General features: G+C 40.9%; 14 protein-coding genes and 1 pseudogene. 8 read left to right on the forward strand and 7 right to left on the reverse strand.

Annotation, left to right across the window (positions count from 1 at the left end; translation table 11 throughout):
- Window positions 1–20: 20 nt before the first annotated feature.
- The 7 genes and pseudogenes from C1E24_RS08620 to C1E24_RS08650 form a co-directional block, all read right to left on the reverse strand.
- Window positions 21–1280: an adenylate/guanylate cyclase domain-containing protein gene (locus tag C1E24_RS08620; RefSeq protein WP_138480560.1), complete on the reverse strand. Its 1260-nt coding sequence runs from the start codon at window positions 1278–1280 to the stop codon at window positions 21–23.
- A gap of 155 nt (window positions 1281–1435) precedes the next feature.
- Window positions 1436–3097 carry a S8 family serine peptidase gene (locus tag C1E24_RS08625; protein ID WP_138480562.1) on the reverse strand — a complete coding sequence of 554 codons (1662 nt, stop codon included), beginning with the start codon at window positions 3095–3097 and terminating at the stop codon, window positions 1436–1438.
- Between the two features lie 394 nt (window positions 3098–3491).
- Window positions 3492–3911: a hypothetical protein gene (locus C1E24_RS08630; protein WP_138480563.1), complete on the reverse strand. Its 420-nt coding sequence runs from the start codon at window positions 3909–3911 to the stop codon at window positions 3492–3494.
- 23 nt (window positions 3912–3934) lie between these two features.
- Window positions 3935–4270: pseudogene (locus C1E24_RS21230) on the reverse strand (GNAT family N-acetyltransferase); the annotation flags it as partial.
- A gap of 21 nt (window positions 4271–4291) precedes the next feature.
- Window positions 4292–4462 (reverse strand): GNAT family N-acetyltransferase, encoded by a 171-nt coding sequence (locus C1E24_RS08640; RefSeq protein WP_138480565.1) that lies wholly within the window; start codon window positions 4460–4462, stop codon window positions 4292–4294.
- Window positions 4463–4472: 10 nt separating this feature from the next.
- Entirely contained in the window at window positions 4473–4916 is a 444-nt protein-coding gene (locus tag C1E24_RS08645) for a GNAT family N-acetyltransferase (protein WP_138480567.1), read from the reverse strand.
- Window positions 4917–4984: 68 nt separating this feature from the next.
- Window positions 4985–6484, reverse strand: coding sequence for an amidohydrolase family protein (locus C1E24_RS08650; RefSeq protein WP_138480569.1), 1500 nt, complete (start codon window positions 6482–6484; stop codon window positions 4985–4987).
- Between the two features lie 120 nt (window positions 6485–6604).
- On the opposite strand from C1E24_RS08650, the gene C1E24_RS08655 reads away from it, so the two are divergent.
- From C1E24_RS08655 to C1E24_RS08690, 8 genes are all read left to right on the forward strand, one after another.
- Window positions 6605–8452, forward strand: coding sequence for a tetratricopeptide repeat protein (locus C1E24_RS08655; RefSeq protein WP_138480571.1), 1848 nt, complete (start codon window positions 6605–6607; stop codon window positions 8450–8452).
- 99 nt (window positions 8453–8551) lie between these two features.
- The gene (locus tag C1E24_RS08660) at window positions 8552–9934 is read left to right on the forward strand and encodes a M20/M25/M40 family metallo-hydrolase (RefSeq protein ID WP_138480573.1); all 1383 of its coding nucleotides are present in this window, start codon (window positions 8552–8554) and stop codon (window positions 9932–9934) included.
- Window positions 9935–10185: 251 nt separating this feature from the next.
- Entirely contained in the window at window positions 10186–10983 is a 798-nt protein-coding gene (locus C1E24_RS08665; RefSeq protein ID WP_138480575.1) for a DUF6671 family protein, read from the forward strand.
- Window positions 10984–10992: 9 nt separating this feature from the next.
- Window positions 10993–12006 carry an L-threonylcarbamoyladenylate synthase gene (locus C1E24_RS08670; protein ID WP_138480577.1) on the forward strand — a complete coding sequence of 338 codons (1014 nt, stop codon included), beginning with the start codon at window positions 10993–10995 and terminating at the stop codon, window positions 12004–12006.
- A gap of 277 nt (window positions 12007–12283) precedes the next feature.
- Window positions 12284–12715 (forward strand): hypothetical protein, encoded by a 432-nt coding sequence (locus tag C1E24_RS08675; protein ID WP_138480579.1) that lies wholly within the window; start codon window positions 12284–12286, stop codon window positions 12713–12715.
- Window positions 12715–14496 carry a hypothetical protein gene (locus C1E24_RS08680; protein ID WP_138480581.1) on the forward strand — a complete coding sequence of 594 codons (1782 nt, stop codon included), beginning with the start codon at window positions 12715–12717 and terminating at the stop codon, window positions 14494–14496. Before C1E24_RS08675 ends, C1E24_RS08680 begins: the two co-directional genes overlap by 1 nt.
- A gap of 154 nt (window positions 14497–14650) precedes the next feature.
- Complete coding sequence (locus C1E24_RS08685; RefSeq protein WP_138480583.1) at window positions 14651–15547, forward strand: LysR family transcriptional regulator; 897 nt, start codon at window positions 14651–14653, stop codon at window positions 15545–15547.
- A gap of 89 nt (window positions 15548–15636) precedes the next feature.
- Complete coding sequence (locus C1E24_RS08690) at window positions 15637–18801, forward strand: HD domain-containing phosphohydrolase (protein WP_138480585.1); 3165 nt, start codon at window positions 15637–15639, stop codon at window positions 18799–18801.
- The last annotated feature ends 65 nt before the right edge of the window (window positions 18802–18866 follow it).

Below are 18866 nucleotides of genomic sequence, written 5' to 3' on the forward strand. Positions count from 1 at the left end.
TAATGCGCTTTTTAAGGTTTTTATGAACACGAGAGCGAGTATAAATCGATGGTTTTATCTCGCCCTTTTAAATGCACATTGGCGACTTTATTCAACGACTCAAGCTGTGACTGCTCGGCCGTTGATTGGCTTATCAATAACTTATAACCCAATGCTTTGGTTTGGCTTTCGATGCGCGCTGCAACATTAACCGTATCGCCAATCACGGTGTAATCCATACAACTGATGCTGCCCACATTGCCCGCAATGGCTTCGCCACTGTGAATACCAATACCGATTTCTAACTGCGGCAAGCCTTCTTTAGCAAACTCGCTGTTTAAAACAGCCAACTGAGTCAGCATTTCTTGTGCGGCTAAAATCGTGTTATCGGCATTGTTACTTTTCTCTTGGGGCGCGCCAAATACCGCCATAATGGCATCACCGATGAATTTATCTATCATGCCATCATGTTTAAAAATCGGCACACTCATGGCTGAAAAGTAGCGGTTTAGCATGCCAGTCACCACTTCGGGATCGTTTTGCTCACACAGACCTGTAAAGCTGCGAATATCAGCCATTAAAACAGTGACGTTACGGCGCTCGCCTCCGGGCTCTATGTCTACGGCCCCGGTTTCGACCGCACTGACCAGCTTTTCTGGCAGATAACGTAATAACCGCTCGCGATGACGCAAACGCGTGTAAGTATTGGTGATGTAATGAGACAGTGACCACGCGAGCAGCCCTGAAAATAGCACAATAATTTGCTCATGTATTTCTATGGTTCGGGCAGTATGACTGTGCTCTAAAATAAGCGTTGTCGAGGCTAAACAACACAGCGTCGAAAAGTAAATAATCACGCGACCTTGCCTGAATGCACTCATGACATTAAATAGGATTAGCGCACTGATCAGCATCAATTCAAATTGTGTTTGGTGCAAATCGCGTAAGAAATGCCCTATCTCAGCCAAATATTCCATTTCTAATGTAATGGCTAAAATAATCACATAATCGAATAAAATTGACACATACTTGAGCCAAGGCTTATAGCTGCCTGTAGTTGCCCAGTGCCGAACCAGCCAACACCAAACTGCTGTTATAACCATCGAACCAAGATCGACACTGATTAAAATTAAATCCAGTCCCTGACCTAACGTACCGACCAGTAATTCGAGTAAAAACAGCGCCATCAAACCAAAAAAACGAATTTTGTTGATGTGGTTCTCCATTTCCATTTCGCGCTGCTGATAGCAATCAGTCAGCAATGCATCAAAGCTGTCATCAGTATGTTTTAACCATTTCATAAGTTTAAGTGTTCTGATTTTTTATTAAACGTAGCTTGTCATAACAATGAGTACGAAAAATGAATGCAAAGATTAGTCACAAGTCGAGAAAAAAGGCAATTTAGTTACCTAAATTGCCTTTAATAACAAAAGTATTGGGAATTTATTTAAAAACGTTACTTACAAGCGCCTTTGTTCGCCCATACATCCCAACGACCTGAGAATTGCTCTGGGTTTTGATCTATGTTCCACCACTTCGCTTCGTACAAATTGCCATTTAATGAAACGCGATCTTTAGATAAGTAAACCTTACCTGCTGACCATGTTGGCGTACCATTACATCCACCCGTATTGCCATCAGTTACCTTGATGACTTCAGATTTACTAGCAACCTGACCAACTGTGTCCCTTACTGTCAACTTAACAGTATATTCTCCAGCACTTGCATAAGTGTGGCTTGGGTTTTTGCTTGAACTAGTTGCCCCATCACCAAACTCCCACGAGTAAGCTGCAATCCCCTTATCGTCATATGAGCTGTCAGTTAGTTGTATGCTTTTACCGTTCAGCGTTACTTTGAAACTCGCAACTGGTTTAGCATCACCCGGGCCTTCACATGTGCTTGAAGCTAAATAGTCGTATGCTGCTTTTGCTTGCACAATACCATGACCATAGGAAGTATCACGCCCTGCAGCACCTTTATCTTTAGCTGTAGAGTTTAATGCATCACGAATTTGCTGGTTGTTACACTCAGGGAAATGACTCCATACGAGTGCTGCAACACCCGATACATGTGGCGTTGCCATTGATGTGCCGCTAATGCTTCGATAGTTGTTATTATTCCACGTCGAATTAACACCAACACCCGGTGCAGCGATTTCAACTTGGCTGTTGTATTGCGAGAATGATGCTTTGTTTTCACGGCTATCAACCGCTGCTACTGAAACAACCGAGTCATATGATGCTGGATAGCTCATAGAACTATTACCACCATTACCAGCTGCGGCAATATGCAGCATGCCTTGCGCATAGCTGTTTGCAAATGCTTGACGCTCTGCATTTGACTGGCCTGAGCCTCCAAGACTCATACTCGTGACGTTCGCACCCGCTAGTTGACATTGCTCAATCGCTTTTACTAAGTCCGAACCATAAGCCCAACGGCCTGAATCGTTAAATACTTTAACAATATGCAAACCAAGCTGACCAGATGGGTTTACCCCCACCACGCCTTGACCATTACCACCAATTGCAGCAATCGTGCCCGCTACGTGTGTACCGTGACCGTTGCCGTCGTTGTACCAGTTACCAGTATTGTTACTGCCGTAGCCGTCATCACCTGTGATCCCCGTTGAAGGTAAGTCAGGATGATTTAAGGTATAACCTGTATCCATGATACATACCTTACGATTACCCGACATGGTGTCTGCTAATTGGTTAGCTTGCACCATATTGATGCCATAAGGCGTGCTTTCAGCCATCAGGTAACGCTTTGGATCTACTTCGATAGACAACACATCTGAGCGTGCAGCTAACAAAGCTTTTTGCTCAGAAGTTAGAGACATAGACACAGCATTAATTGACGGTAAAACTTGTTCAGCTTGAGCCGATACCGTCAGTGCAACTGACTGAAGACGATTCATTTGAAGCTGTTTGGTTTGTTGTGGGCTTAGCTCAAAAGGCTGGGCAATTGTGCCTTGTTCACTTTTAAGTGTAACTATGTAACGCTCAGCCTGATTTGTTTCGATACTGCTTTCATCTATCAGTGTCGATGCATGAACTGCTGGGACCAATGCACCGCAAAAAATAAGTGCCTGTGTAGTTTTGTTCAACTTGGTTTTCATTTTGATTCCTTATCTTGTTTTTAGATCGCAAATGATTAACAAACCATTTACAAGCAACAAGAAAAGAACAAATGTCCAACGCTGTCAATTTGTTTTTATTATAGGTGCAACAACTCTAAATATTTCATTTTTTACTGTAAAACCTCCATTACACTGGTCTAAAAATGCGCATACGTCTAGACGTGTATTGTTTGAGCAAAGTTTGTACTAACTTAAATACAGCTGCACAGAATTTGTTACGAAATTGTTATAACTTAAAGTGATAAGGTATGACTTTATGATTTTAATTGTTCTAAGAGAATGGGCACTCACTTTAACTTTCAGCAAATAGTCAGCGGCCAAATGTCGTAATGAAATGATTTATGGGCTTACAAAAATATAAGCCCATATGAAATTACAGTGATTTTAACAAGCGATAGCCATTGTCACTTAATTGAAAATGCACGCCGTATACGTCGCCACCACCAAACATCACTTTCTTCGACTCAATTTGAATGCCATTGTCTTTGAATAGTTTCTCTAAAGATTTAGCACCATTTTGAAGCGCATTTTGATCTGTGCTGAAACTCGATTCAGACATAATAAATACGACTTTACCTGACTGACCTGCTGCAGCTCTCAATTTAATACCAGCTAACTCAATATCTTTTGTGGCACCGGTCATGCCTGAACAATCTGTATCTAACAGCATATCGCTACAACTCGCTGCAACACTATATGTACCCACCGTCTCACCATTGAAGTTGACTGATTCAGGCGTAGACATACAACCAGAAAGTACAAGAGCAACTGTTGCTATGGCTAATTTTTTCATTATTTACCTTTTATATTTATTGTTTAACGAATGTATTCATATTGGTAGTCATCAATTGACCTACCTTTTATCACAACATTATCTTTAAGTAATGCTGCTTGGATGAAACCTGACTTTTCTAATAACTTTATCGAGCTCGTATTTTGAGTCGAGCAAATCGCTTTCAGCTTTTTTAGATTAAGTACATCAGAAGAAAACGCCTTTACCTTTTTAAGCGCTTCAAACGCATACCCTTTGCCTTGCTTGCAAGGATTTAATAAAAACCCGACTTCGCCAATACGTTGCTCGTGATCAAGTATTTTAACCGAGATATTTCCGACTTTTTCACCAGTATTAGTTTCGGTGATACCAAAACATAACCAATCATGACTGTTGCTATCCTACGGCTGAGTAAAAGCTTCAAAGCCAGCCTCAGCTTCTTCTAACGTACTAGGATCATAACAGTGTTCCATCACCTCAGGGTCCATACATAACTGAATGAAAAGAGACTTATCGCTTTCATTTAAAGGGGCTAAGGTGAGCCTTTTGGTAACTAATATTGTTTTATTCATTTATTTTTTGTTATTTCTTTGGTGCTTTAATCACAAAGCCCTTCTCAATACCCGCTTTAAACCCGACCGACTCATATACTCGGTGTGCGCCAGTGAGATTTTCACCTGAAAGCAGCATAACTTTGTAGCAATTTAGCTCCCATGCTTTTTGAATGCCAAACTCAAGTACTTGTTGACTTAATCCACGACGACGAAATTTTTCTGCGGTGATAACATGTTCAATAATGGCAAAAGGTCGACCGCCATTTGCAATACTCTTATTTAAACCCAGCGCGCAAGTTGCGGCTAACTCCCCTTCGATATCTGCCACCACTATATGTGTTTCTGGGCAGCGCATCATCTCAGACCATACCTGCTCAGAGAAAGACTTTTCAAGCTCGGGGTCGTGCGGACGTAGTTCTCGGTATAAGTTGAGTACTTGTGGAAGATCTTCTAGGTTTGCAAGGCGGATCATGACTTTTCCTTATCAGGTACATTCTCGACCATAAAAACATCTTCCTAAACAAAATGCAATCTACTGATTTATTTTGTTATTTCTAAATCCGTTCTAGACAAAGGCTCACCATTAAGAATAACCGTATCTATATGATTATATGCTTCGACACTCTGTAAAGGGCTGACATTCAGCAACAACAAATTAGCCACTTTGCCCACTTCGACCGTGCCGTATTGTTTATCTAACGAAAATGCCTTGGCATTATTCAAAGTTGCCGCAGCAAGAATACTTGCCAAACTCATGCCTGCGTCATGCATATCTTTTAATTCCCAATAGGTTGCTAATCCCGGTTGTGATGCATAGGTCGGTGCAGGTGGTGTGTCGGTTGCCAGTGAAATAAGGCCTCCGTTTTGGTAGATGTAATTTAAAACGCGTTTACCAAGTTGTTGGTTAAATTCAAAGCGCGCTATTTTTTGTGCATCACTCATGTTGCCCCAACCTGTTTTCATTTCTCGTGCAAACCATTGCCCTGCTTCTGTTTGGTACCAAGCCATTTGTGCCTTGCTCAATACTGTTTTGTATTCCGTTTCAGTAATATGACCTTCACGCATCACATCGGTCAGTGCACGCATGACGTTGAGTGTTGGTTGATAAGCAACACCTGAGCGAATAATGTCATCGGCGACAGCTTTTACTTTAGGTGGTAATTCACCTTTTGTGCCTACCCTGCTTTCGTCGAGCCAATTCCAATTACCGTGCGCCATCACATCCATTTTATGAGTTAACCCTAAACGCTGCATGTCGGTGGCATTGGCATGAGCCATCATTTTTAAACCGTGGTGCTCACTGGCAGATTTGAGTTCATCTAGCGTGTTAGAAGCGATTAACGGAATATCTGAACGCTCACCAAAACCATCCTCAAGATACACTTTGGTGCATATAGCGCCATCATCGGCCAAGCGTTTTACTAATTGTTTAGGTGAATGACTTTCTAATATATGTTTTTCATGCAGGTGACTTGGATCGCCCTGTTGATGCGCATAATATGGGCGCTTTTCATGTAGGTGTTCATAATTTATACCTTGTGCGTTATATCCTTGATAAATTGGCACAGCACCGCAAAAGTAACTTGTTGGTGCCACACCGTTACTTTGAAATAACGACATACTCTCTTTACTCGCCCCCGGCTCAAGCACTTGAGTCACACCATAATATAAGTAATTTTTTCCCTGCCTTTGCTGGTATTTCAGCTGTAAACTTTCAAGCTCAGCAATCTCCTTTTCATTAAACCGGCTAAGCTCAAAGGGTAACCCAGGCATGCGATTTAGATGCACATGGGCGTCCATCAGACCGGGAATTAAAAACTTGCCGGTACCGTCAATCACATTAGCATCCGAGTCGCTCAAGGCTTTTGCCGATATCGTTTTAATTTTATTATCTTTAATGCCAACCCAATGTTTATCTACAACGCTGGCTTGGTATGGGTTAAGCGGTGAAATAACGGTAACGTTTTTGATGATGACATCAAGCTCTTTCGCATTTAAAACAAAAGATAATAGTAAGCTAGTTAACATAAGTGTTTTCATGATGACTCCTTTTTTGAAACTGAAGTCACCTTAAAAAAACACTGGGTTAATTACCTAAAAAGCATATAATTTTACCCTGAATTTTGTCTCAAAATAAAAATAAGCATAGTAATCAAAAAGATGGAAAAGATAGCAGCCTCTTTCAAACTCGCCAATTGGTATGTAGAGCCGCATTTGAACAAGCTCACTTTAGCCGAACAATCGTTAGAGTGCTCGCTGCCGCCTAAAGTTATGGCTTTATTGGTCTTGCTAACTCGTCATCAAAACACGCCGCTAAGTTTAGATTTTATCGCCAAAGAAATTTGGCCCGCTCGCGTGGTTACTGATAGCTCTATTTATCAGGCCGTAGCGCAACTAAGAAAAACTCTTCATCAAGATAAAACCATTACTGAAGCCATTGAACAGATTTCAGGAAAAGGCTACAGACTCTCCCCTAATATTGAGCTGAGATTTGAGCGTGAAGAACAATATTCATTAACAAAAGGCAGTTCAAAGAAACAAGCTTTACAACAAACGTTGGCAGAAAAAATAACGAAAAAGCATAAGTTAACGGCTTTCGCTGTATGTATTCTTGTGTTTGCGGTTATCGTTTTTTGGTTTATGAACAACGGCTCAATCAAAGAAGATTTAAAAGCGCAGTTAAAAAATCAGCCAAATGAACAAGCTTATTTTGAAGATTTAACCCTTGCAGATCATTTGGTCAAACAGCGTGAGGTTAGTGCAATTAACCAAGCGAGCAAACTCTATAAAACCATTTTGAATGAAAGCCCCAACAACGCTAATGCCTTGTTTGGTTTGTGCAACAGCGATTACCAATTGCTTGTTTACGGTCAGCACAGCCAAACGAAAACCTACGCAAGCTGTTTACCCTTGCTGCAAAAAGCCATAGAAATTGAACCTCATCATATTAATGCCATTGCACTACTTGGTGCCCTCCAACAGCAAAAAGGTGACTTAAAAACAGCAAAAACCTATTTCGAGCAAGGACTATTACTAGAGCAAAAAAGTAGTTTATTTCACCTTTTTTACGGTGATTTCTTACTGTCGCAACAGCAAACAACAGAGGCACTCACCTCACTGAAAACTGCGTTCAAGCTAAGCCCAAATGACCCTGAAGTGCTTATAAAATTAGCCTATGCCTATTTAGTTAAGCGCGATCGCAAAAAAGCGCAACAATACTTTGAACGTGCCCGTTTAATTGCACCGAATCTGCGAAATGCGCCACTTTATGCGTTAGATTTCTACACGCTCACTAAACCTATTGCTGCGGACTATGAAGCTTGGTACGAACAATACAGTTATGACAATGAGAATAGTGAGTACAACAATAAATTTGCCCACTTTCAATTACAGCATGTGCTGTTCTTACTCAGTACAAACCAATTAAAGAATGCAGAAGCTTTATTTAAACAAACAGATAAACAATATATTCATAGCGATTTTGTTTGGTATGTTGAAGCGGCACTTGCAGCTAAAGATGGGCGCTTAATTGTGGCATTCGAGAAGCTTAAGCAAAGGTATCAACTCGCTCCAGAATTAAATAGATATGTTATTCCTTACATTCATGGACTGATGACTAATAACGATAATCAAATGGCGTTTAATTTATTTACTAAACACTTTGCTGAGTTTGCGAGTTTAACTGCACCTGTTGAGCAGAACCTTGGGTTATATCTTACTTATACGCAAATTTTGCAAGGTTTAGAAATGGGTAATTCCGTGCATGAAAATTCAGAAACAAGTCAAACACTTGCAAAGCTCACACAGGACTTAGCACTATGGCGTGAACTCAATGGTGAGTTCAGTGGCTTCAATGAAGTTCAGTGGCATGTCATTAAACAAGATGGTGAAAACGTAAAATTAGCCGCAACCAAATTGCTCAATAGCGACTGGTTACCTGACTATAACGACAATATGTTTACTGAAACACTCTTACACAGGTATTTAAAGGAACATAAACACGAATAAGCACGAAAGTGATCTTACCTCGTCCATTCATCGCGAATATTTGTATTTGTTTATGGAACGTTCCAGACTCATTTTAATTTTTACAACAGGCCTATAAAAATGAAAAAGTTATTATTGGCAGCCTTGGTGTTAAGCGCCAATGTGTTTGCTGCCGACACCTTTGATGCACATACGATTAAAGTGACCGAGCAATTAAAAGAGAAGTCGCTTAATAGTGAGTTGGCTTACGATATTGTGGCAAGGCTAACCACCGAAGTTGGGCCGCGTATGGCGGGCACGCCTAAAGATCTTGAAGCCGTAGACTGGGCGATGAAAGAGCTAAAGCGTTTGGGCTTCGACAAAGTTTGGAAAGAACCTGCAAAATTCCCTGCTTGGTTGCGCTATTCTGAATCTGCCGAAATTATTTTGCCGTCAAAGCAGCCTATTCACATCACCGCGCTTGGTAACAGTGTCAGCACGCCAAAAGATGGGACACGCGCACCTATCGTCATCTTTGAAACCTTAGAAGAGTTAGAAGCGGCGCCAAAAAATGCCGCAAAAGGTAAGATTGTCTTTATCAATTATCGCATGGACCGCAGCCTAGATGGCAACAGTTACGGCCCTGCTGTACAAGCGCGTAACCGGGGTGCCGTTGTTGCCAGCCAAAAAGGCGCAGTGGCGTTTATGATGCGCTCTGTCAGTACTGCAAAACACCGCTTTGCACACACAGGCGGCAACCATTACAAAGATGGCATAAAGGCCATTCCAGCAGTCGCGCTTGCAAACCCAGATGCCGACCAAATTGAACGTTTATTGCAACTGGGTCATAAAGTTGAAATTAATTTAAACGTACAAGCTGAATCAAAAGGCATGGGCACTTCTTACAATGTCATTGGTGAATTTACCGGCACGGAAAAGCCAAACGAATACGTGCTGTTAGGCGCGCATTTAGATTCATGGGATTTAGGCACTGGCGCACTTGATGATGGCGCAGGTGTGGCAATTATCACAGCTGCTGCAAAACACATTAGCGAGCTAACAAAAACCAAACGCAGTGTGCGCGTGGTGTTATTTGCCGCTGAAGAGCAAGGTCTTTGGGGGGCGAAAGCTTACGTGAAGAAACATCAAAACGAGCTAGGTAATATTGTTGCTGCGGCAGAGTCTGACTTTGGTGCCGACCTTATCTATGCAGTTGAATCTCGTGTTGCTTCAAACTCATTACCGACAGTACGTGCCATTGCTAAGCATTTAAAAGACTTAGGGGTTAAATACGATGCACGTAATAACGCTTTTGGTGGTCCTGATCTAATTCCATTTAAAGAGTCAAAAGTCGTGCCTATTTTCTCTTTACATCAAGATGGTACTGACTATTTTGACTACCACCACACTGCTGATGACACGTTAGATAAAATCGACCCTGCAAAGTTAAACCAGAACGTAGCGGTTTACGCTGTGTTTGCATACCTTGCAGCACAAAGCCCAACTAAAATGATCGGCAAGTAAGTTTACGTATTTAACCTGAGTTCAGGTTATTTAAGGAGAAACACCCAGTTTCTCCTTTTCTTCACCCATCTTCGCCAGATTTAAAAACCATACGTCCCACTTCCCCTTCTGACAAGGCGAAAATAGTGACAAATTTATACAACTCACCGTATAATAGCGACCCTTTTTAAAGCCTGTTTTTATCAGGGCTTTGAGCTTTTGCTATTTTAATCTCGTTTCGGTAATTGAGTTGTTTGAAGGTCGTGTCATTAATGAATCAAGCTGTAATTATCACTAAACATGATAAAGCTAAGTGCATCGCAAACGCACTCGCGCCACTTGGCTTTGATGTAGTTGAAAGCCATGCGTTTGACACCGATCGCTTAGGCACGTTTGCAGGCGACATTGAGCGTACGCTCAGCCCGAAAGAAGCTGCTTTGAAAAAGGCAAAAATGGCGTGTGAATTGCTCGGTGCCGAATTTGGTTTGGGCAGCGAAGGGAGTTTTGGCAATGGCCCTTATCCGGGCATAGTGAACTGGAACGACGAGATTGTATGTTTTTATGAACGTGCAACAGAGCAAGCTATCTATGCGAGTGCTTCAGGGCCTTTTGCAATCTCGAGTATCCAAGTAAACAGTGAGACTTGCCGCGATACCTTGTTAAAAAAGCTCAATCATTTTCAAGGTCAGCGTTGGTTGCTGAAATTTGATGAGCAAGCCTTAAAAGGGTTAAACAGCGAAACGTTGATTGAAACTTTAGCTGACAAGCAATTAACCGAAGCGTTAATTGAGCCAGATTTACGCGCTATGTATTGCCCGCTTCGCCAGCAAATGATCAGTAAAGCTGCCGACGATTTAGCAAACAGGCTCAGTGCCATTTGCCCTAAATGCAATGCCAAAAATTATGTTGTAAAAGAAGCCATTGCAGGTTTGCCTTGTGAACAATGCGGCCTTGCAACACAACAAATAAAGCAGCATAAGTATTATTGTGAATGCTGCGACCATACTGAATTAAAAAATACCGAACAAACTGCTGCCGATCCCTATTATTGTCAGCTCTGTAATCCTTAAGGTTTACCTATGAATAAATTTGAAACACTCGAGCTTCTCACCGGAGACGAAGGGATCGCCCAAGCCGTTAAGCTACTACAACAAGGTGAATGTGTCGCCCTACCGACTGAAACCGTGTACGGCCTTGCCGCGGATGCGACGCAGCCTGATGCCGTGGCAAAAATTTTTGCCGCAAAAGGTCGCCCATCAAATCATCCGTTAATCGTGCATATTCCTGATGAAACGCATATTGCACGTTGGGCAGACTCTAAGCCTGCTGATCTACAAAAACTTGCTGACGCATTTTGGCCGGGGCCATTAACGGTTATTTTAAACACCAAAGCAGGGCTAAACAACCCAGTTACTGGTGGTAAAGACACCATTGCACTTCGCGTGCCTTCTCACCCGCTGTTTTTGAAAGTGTTAATTGATTTAGACACAGGATTAGCTGCACCTTCGGCAAATCGCTATAAGCAATTAAGTCCAACAGTACCTGAGCAAGTGGTTGAGCAATTAACAGGTCGAATTCCTGCGGTTCTAGAAGGTGGCGCGTGTGAGCATGGGCTTGAATCGACCATTTTAGATTTAACATCCGATGAGCTAAGAGTATTACGCGCAGGCCCAATTTCAGCCGCTGAGATTGAGCAATGCTTAGGTAAACCAGTTACAACGCCGATGGAACATAACGAAGCGGTGCCAGGTAACGTTAAAGCCCACTACCAACCAAATGCACCGGTGACTTTAGTAAAAACCGCTGAGCTTACACAGGCTATTGAAAATGAAAGCAACAAAAACATTGCAGTACTTGCCTACTCAGAGCAGGTTTTAAAAGAGCTGAATGCACTAGATTTTCAGCCAAGTCTCATCAAGCAAATCGCCAGTGATGCTGCGGGTTACGGTAAAGGTCTATACTACGACTTATACTGTTTAGATAAGCTGACACCGGCTAAAATCTTTGTTGAAACACCACCTGTGAGCGACGACTGGCAGGCAGTTAACAACCGTCTTTCTCGCGCCGCATCTTTCGAGTTTATTCCAGAATAAACGTCCCAGGCTTGTTAGCCTAAACATGCTTTAGGCTACTTTCCTCACTTCCCCTCCTTTTACAAATTCTTTTTAAAGCACCCTATAAAACGGATTAATCTAAATTCAACACGTCCTTAAAATCTTTTTTTACTTTTTCTTTGCATAAAACTCATTAAACATTAATTGCTTAACATTTTGCGTCGAAAAAACCGTCAAAACACCGCCTTTTTATTATTCGATTTTCCTATATTATCGCCGCCGTTTTAAACCCCCAACAAAATTCATGGAACCTATTTTGCGTAAAACAGCCCTTCTGATTTTTGCTTCATGCTTATTAACCAGCATGCAAAGCAAAGCCAATGAATATGGATACCAACCATTAAAAAAGACGGCATTCACTCAAACACTAGTAACAAGTGAGCTTAAGCAAAACTTGAGATACGCTTTCGAGCATGAACAAGATGGATTAAATTTAAGAGTTTCATTTTTTTCAACAATTAAAGATGGAAAAGTCCAACTAATCAATAATTCATCATGGCCTATTCAGGTATCAGCGAACTCTGGCCCTGTTCTCAATTTATCTGCTCATGGACAGTTTGATTTACCTTGTGATGCCAATTTTGCGTTTGCCGAATTAGCTTTACTTACGCCGTCACAGACTGTTGATTTACACGAACCTGCGCTTTGTGCTGATTTAGTTGTTATCGACGAATTGGGGGCGAAATAATGAGGGCTTTTGTATTTTTAGTTTCGTTATTTAGCTTAATCGTTAGCGCATCTAGTTTTGCAAACTCGCAAGTCAAGTTTGAAGGCACAGGTAACTTTTCAATAAATGGCAATCAAGTTTCAGTATATGTACCAAAAATCTCGAATCAAGGTAATAACCGTACTGGTACTTTGTATTTAAAACTCATTGCTAACACACAAAATAGTCCAACGGGTAATGCGGTTTATGTATTAGCTGAAGGTAACCTGTCAACCTTTAAAGGCAGTACTGAGTACGGTACATTAGACCCAAACCAGTCATTCGTAAATGTACGTTTTACTACAGAGTTTAGAAGGCCTCCAGCTGGCACCTACTATTTATTCTTGCATGTATCTGAATATCCGAACCTAAATACATCTTTAGACTCGATGGCTGCAACAAACAACCCTTTCGTATTCAGCTCTAACACTAGCGGTGGAGGAGAAGGCGGCGGCAGTGGCGGCTCTGGCGATGGTGGTGGTAGCTCATCTAACTTTAGTTTAGATTGTCCATGCTCATACGATCTCAACAATGGCTTAGTTACGCTTAAAGTAAGTAAGGTTGCAAACAATCAATCAAACACCACTAGTGGCTCACTTAAGCTTAAGCTTAAGCTTTATGCGACAAAGCAAGCCTATAATGGTGGCTCAATTAATGGCTATGTCCTTGCTGAAACTAATTTAGGACAACTACAACCCAATACATATTTTCACAGTATCAATAGACAAGCTAGCTTCAATCAGCCACCAGATGGCGAGTATTACTTAACACTGGTTCTAACTGAGTATAATGGCCAAGACTACATTATGGCTTACCAAAAATTTAGCGGCACAGAAACATTTGATAGTGGCAACTCAGGTTCAGGCTCTGGAGGTGGAAATGGTGGCGGTAATGCATCTCAGAACATTGACTTAGAATGTCCATGTAGCTATCAAATTGAAGGCAGTCGAGTAAATATTGAAGCTGCGAAAGTATCTCACTTAAGAACATCAGGTAGCAGTGGCACTTTAAAACTGAAATTATGGGCAACAAATTCACCTTACAGTGGTAGTGGTAGCATTAACGGTTATGTTATTGCAGAGAAGCAATTAGACCCATTACAAGCAAATCAGTACTATCATAGTATCCGTTTCTCTGAAGCCTATAATACACCTCCAGAGGGCAGCTATTCGGTTACTTTAACGGTGACTGAAGTGCAAAATGGTCAAGAATACCTAATGGATCACGTTACATTTTCGAATCCTCTGGTTGTTTCTAATCAACAACTATCAGGCTCAGATGATTTAGGCCTTGATTGTCCATGTAGTTTTGAAATTTTAGGCAGTACAGTTGAGCTTAAAGTAGACAAAGTTAGCAACTATAGTGATGACTATAAAAACAGAGAAATAGAGTTAAAGTTGTGGGCGACGAGTACACCTTATAATGGTGGTACAATCAGAGGATATACGATTGCACAAGTGAACCTTGGCTCTCTAAATGCCAATCAATACTGGCAAGATATCACTCGATTTACAGATTATGATGAACCACCTTATGGTAATTATTATTTCACAATGACGCTCCATGAAGTTGGTACAGATAATACTATCAAGGCCTACAGCAATTTCTCTGATGTAAAAACACTAGGTAAAAAACCTGTTGTAGATACCAGCACTGGTAATAATGATGACTCTTCATATTATGAAGAGGAAGAGAGCGCTGGCTCACTCAATATGCTTTGGCTAATACTACTAGGTGGCTTTGCATTACGTCGCAGAGCATAAAAATATATTAACTTTCATAGGTTGAGTTAATTATTATGGGCCTGCTTATAAAGCTGGCCTTTTTTTCTAACTTAAAAATTGATAAAGGCAGTATATTTACCATCACTTTCAATGTATTTTTGATAATAAGTCAAAATGTTGAGAAGGTGAGATCTTGAATATAGAGCACTTGAAGTTATTTACACGAATTGCTGTTTGTCACAACATAAGTTTAGCAGGCAAAGAGTTAGGTTTATCTCCTGCCGTTGCCAGCAGTCATATTAGTAGACTAGAAGAAAGCTTAGGTGTGCGTTTAATACATCGTACCACAAGAAAAGTATCATTGACTGAAGACGGCGTCGCATTTTTGCCTCATGCTCAGGAGGTATTAAGTAGTGTTGATGTCGCATTTGCTTCTGTTGGCTCTGGTAATATGTCCCCTTCAGGTAGACTGCGTATTACTGCACCCGCTTCTTTTGGACGAATGCACCTGATCCCTGCTCTGAATGGGTTTATGGCCCAATACCCTGACTTAAATTTAGATTTGCGGTTAAGCGATAGCATTGTTGATATGGTCGAGGGTGGATTTGATGTGGCTATCCGCAACGCCGCTTTATATGATTCAAGTCTGATCGCTCGTAAAATTGCACAAGATACTCGCCTTGTCTGTGCATCTCCGGACTATTTAAATAAATATGGTATCCCTAGCCAACCGAGTGACTTGCTTAATCATCAATGTATCGACCTTATGGGGCTAGATACTTGGACTTTTCAAACTGACGAAGGGCATCAGTCAATTAAAATCAAACATTTCTTGCGTGCAGATAATGGCGAAGCAATTCGTGATGCAGCAATCAATGGATTAGGCCTGACTATTTGTTCTCAGTGGTGTGCTTACAAGGCAATTCAAGCCAAACAGCTTGTCCCCGTGCTCACCGATACACCGCTTGTTAGCAATACCTCTATTTGGGCCGTTTACCCTAGTTCTAGATTACTCGCACCCAAAGTACGTGTTTTCATAGATTATTTAAAAACACATTTTGGAGAAACACCATACTGGGAATTAACCTAATGAAATTTGAAGAACTTTCATTGGAAATATTGTGATTCCTTTTCTAAGCTAGGAACTAGTATATTTTATAAGCATGCAAGGATGTGTTCATGCCCTCAACTAAAAAGTGGCGCTTTTCGATTCGGTTTACGCTCTTTTCTATATTTGTCATTGCCACAACATTAACTGCGGGCATTGCTATTTTACTGCAGTATCACTTCTCTACTCAGCAAGCTAAACAAAGTGCTTTTGAGCAGTTTCAGATGTCATCTGAATATACTAGAGATTACTTAGCAGCAATTGATCACCAAGCCAATGAATTGACCGAGCTACTTTCTACTAATAATAGCTTTAACCAAGTCGAAAGCTTATCGAAAGAGCAGCTGCAAATGTTTTCCAAAGCAATGGAAAACAACCCGCTTTATTACTCTATATTCATCGGCCAACCCTCTGGCCATTTCGGACAACTTATCAATCTGAACTCCCAAGAAATTAAAATTCAATTGAACGCTTTGGCTTCTGATAGGTGGTTAAAAATTGAAATAGCGCCAAATGCTGATATACCGACTAGAACCGTCACTTTTTTAGATAAAAACTTAACACCTCGCATCAGTTACAGTGAATCCCATGACTTCGACCCGACAGCACGCCCTTGGTTTAAAGGCGCAAGTCATGAACAGGTTTATAAGTCAGCACCTTATCAGTTTAAGTCTCTAGAAGCACCCGGGCTAACCTACTCTAAAAACATGCTAGCATCAGAAGCTGTTTTAGGTGTTGATATTGCACTTTCTAGCTTATCTAAGTATCTAAAAAAACATAATCTTGCCATAGAAAGTAACTTATTTGTCTACCAGGCCACCGGTGAGGTTATTGCAACCAATCAGCAACAAGACTCAGAGAATACCAGCTTCGAATATAGCAACTTTTCACTCACAGAAAGTGAGAAAGAAATCGTCCGCAATGCACCGTCATTGCAAATTTCTAATTCAAAAGACTGGAGTCCAATCGACTTTGCCATTTCTGGTCAACCAAGGGGCTATTCAGTTGATAAATTGAACCTGATCGCTCAAATGACAGGTTTAGAAATAGAGTTTGTGAATGGCTTTACTTGGCCCGAACTCGTTCGCAAATATAAAAATAATGAATTAGATGGGCTACAGGCAATCTATAAAACACCTGAAAATGAAAGTATGGGTTTAATGTCTGCACCTTATCTCAATTTACCCTATGCGACAGTCACCCGAGCTAACGCCTCTAAAATTAATGTTATTACTGATCTAAATGGTAAAACCTTAGCAATTGCGAAAGGCTGGTCAATCATCCAACCACTAAAGCAGCAGTTTCCCGCAATCAATCTATTAGAGGTTGACACCATTAGAGACGTTTTTTTCGCAGTACAAAGTGGCAAAGCAGACGCTGGGCTTGACAGCCATTTATCACTTTTACAAACACAATCCCTGTTTTTTATAGAAGATGTCATAGTCAATGAGTCTCTATCATTCTCACATTATGATTTTCCGTCTAATTTACATTTACTTCTCAAACCAGAGTTTGAAAACCTAATTCCAATTATAAATCGTGCAATGGCAAGTATCTCTCATGCTCAAGAGGCAAGCTTAAGGAATAAATGGTTAATGAAATCTGATCCTCACCAATCTAGCGCTCATGCCTTTGCTGTTCCTCACAAAATCTTATTAGAAGCGATCAGCGAAAATAATCTGCAAAATACTCTGCTCACTGTTAGCATTGATAATCAAGAAACCTATGTTTATATCAGCCCCGTTAAGGTAAATGACAGACAAGAAACCTTTTTCGCTATTGTTACCCCAAGTAACCAGCTATATCAAAAAAGCTTAAACCAAGTAAAGGTATCTATTTTTCTAACCGCTGCATGCCTTGTTTGTTTGCTTCCTCTGTCTTACTTGTTTTCAGCACCCATAGTGCAACCCATTCACAAACTCATGGCACAGAACAAAAAAATTAAACGCAGGCAGTATGACGACGTCACTATTGAACACAGCAACATCAAAGAGCTTGATCAGCTTGGCGCGTCTTTAGCAGAAATGTCATCATCGATAAAACAACATGAGAAACAGCAAGCTGCATTATTAGAGTCGTTTGTTGAACTGATAGCACAAGCCATCGATGACAAATCACCTTATACTGCAGGTCATTGTAAACGCGTGCCAGATATAGGCATTAGGTTAGCGGAAGCAGCCTCATCGGCCAATTACGGCATGTTTAGTGATTTCAATTTGAAAACTGCTGAACAAAAACGTGAATTTAAAATGGCCGCTTGGTTACATGACTGTGGCAAAATCACTACACCTGAATATATCGTAGACAAAGCAACCAAATTAGAAACGATTTATAATCGTATACATGAAGTCCGAATGCGTTTTGAAGTTTTATATCGAGACGCTATCATCGACTACCACCAAAACACACAGCTTCACCCAGAATCTAAAGGGTTTTACAAAACCGAACTTGAGCGAAAGTTCAAACAATTACAAGACGACTTTGCTTTTATTGCTAAATGTAATCAAGGTGGTGAATATCTCAGTGAGGAAGCAGTTGCCCGTCTTGAAAATTTATCTGTTATCACTTGGGAGCGCCACTTTGACGATACGTTGGGTTTATCGCAGTTGGAACTGGAAGCTAAACACGGGTTAAAAACCCCTTTGCCTTGTGTTGAAATGTTACTCAGTGATAAAACTGAGCATCTTCAACCCAGAACAATCAAACCTGAGTATTCCGAAAAATATGGGATCAAAATGGATATCCCAGATCTACTTAGTAATAAAGGCGAGCTTTATAACCTAACAGTCTCTCGCGGCACACTTACGCATGAAGACCGATTCAGAATTAATGAACATATGATAAGCACCATCAAAATGCTTGATAGCCTGCCATTTCCTGATGATTTAGCCAATGTACCGCGTTGGGCGTCAACCCATCACGAAACTTTAATAGGCACAGGCTACCCAAGAAAACTGAAGAAAGAAGACTTATCGATCCCTGAACGCATCCTTGTTGTGGCTGATATTTTTGAAGCCTTAACCGCTTCAGATAGACCTTACAAGAAAGCGAAAACCTTATCAGAGTCACTGAAAATTATGCAGTTTATGGTGAAAGATCAACACATAGACTCAGATGTTTTTGAGCTATTTTTAACCTCGAGTGTGTACTTGGACTATGCCAAGCAACATCTCGCCCCTTCACAAATAGACGAGGTTGATATTGATAGCTTGATTGGGAAAGAAAAAGTAGCTTAACCTGGCCAGGTATTTTTATATTTTGGCACTTAGATGAAGTGCCAAAATAAAATTTAATTCTCAAA

Source organism: Pseudoalteromonas phenolica, assembly GCF_005876835.1.
GTDB lineage: Bacteria > Pseudomonadota > Gammaproteobacteria > Enterobacterales > Alteromonadaceae > Pseudoalteromonas > Pseudoalteromonas phenolica_B.

Excerpts from the sequence above, each read along its gene's own strand:
- C1E24_RS08620 (WP_138480560.1), bottom strand. The coding sequence starts at position 1,280 with ATGAAATGGTTAAAACATACTGATGACAGCTTTGATGCATTGCTGACT.
- C1E24_RS08655 (WP_138480571.1), top strand. The coding sequence starts at position 6,605 with ATGGAAAAGATAGCAGCCTCTTTCAAACTCGCCAATTGGTATGTAGAG.
- C1E24_RS08630 (WP_138480563.1), bottom strand. The coding sequence starts at position 3,911 with ATGAAAAAATTAGCCATAGCAACAGTTGCTCTTGTACTTTCTGGTTGT.
- C1E24_RS08625 (WP_138480562.1), bottom strand. The coding sequence starts at position 3,097 with ATGAAAACCAAGTTGAACAAAACTACACAGGCACTTATTTTTTGCGGT.
- C1E24_RS08690 (WP_138480585.1), top strand. The coding sequence starts at position 15,637 with ATGCCCTCAACTAAAAAGTGGCGCTTTTCGATTCGGTTTACGCTCTTT.
- C1E24_RS08660 (WP_138480573.1), top strand. The coding sequence starts at position 8,552 with ATGAAAAAGTTATTATTGGCAGCCTTGGTGTTAAGCGCCAATGTGTTT.
- C1E24_RS08640 (WP_138480565.1), bottom strand. The coding sequence starts at position 4,462 with ATGAATAAAACAATATTAGTTACCAAAAGGCTCACCTTAGCCCCTTTA.
- C1E24_RS08650 (WP_138480569.1), bottom strand. The coding sequence starts at position 6,484 with ATGAAAACACTTATGTTAACTAGCTTACTATTATCTTTTGTTTTAAAT.
- C1E24_RS08670 (WP_138480577.1), top strand. The coding sequence starts at position 10,993 with ATGAATAAATTTGAAACACTCGAGCTTCTCACCGGAGACGAAGGGATC.
- C1E24_RS08665 (WP_138480575.1), top strand. The coding sequence starts at position 10,186 with ATGAATCAAGCTGTAATTATCACTAAACATGATAAAGCTAAGTGCATC.
- C1E24_RS08680 (WP_138480581.1), top strand. The coding sequence starts at position 12,715 with ATGAGGGCTTTTGTATTTTTAGTTTCGTTATTTAGCTTAATCGTTAGC.
- C1E24_RS08645 (WP_138480567.1), bottom strand. The coding sequence starts at position 4,916 with ATGATCCGCCTTGCAAACCTAGAAGATCTTCCACAAGTACTCAACTTA.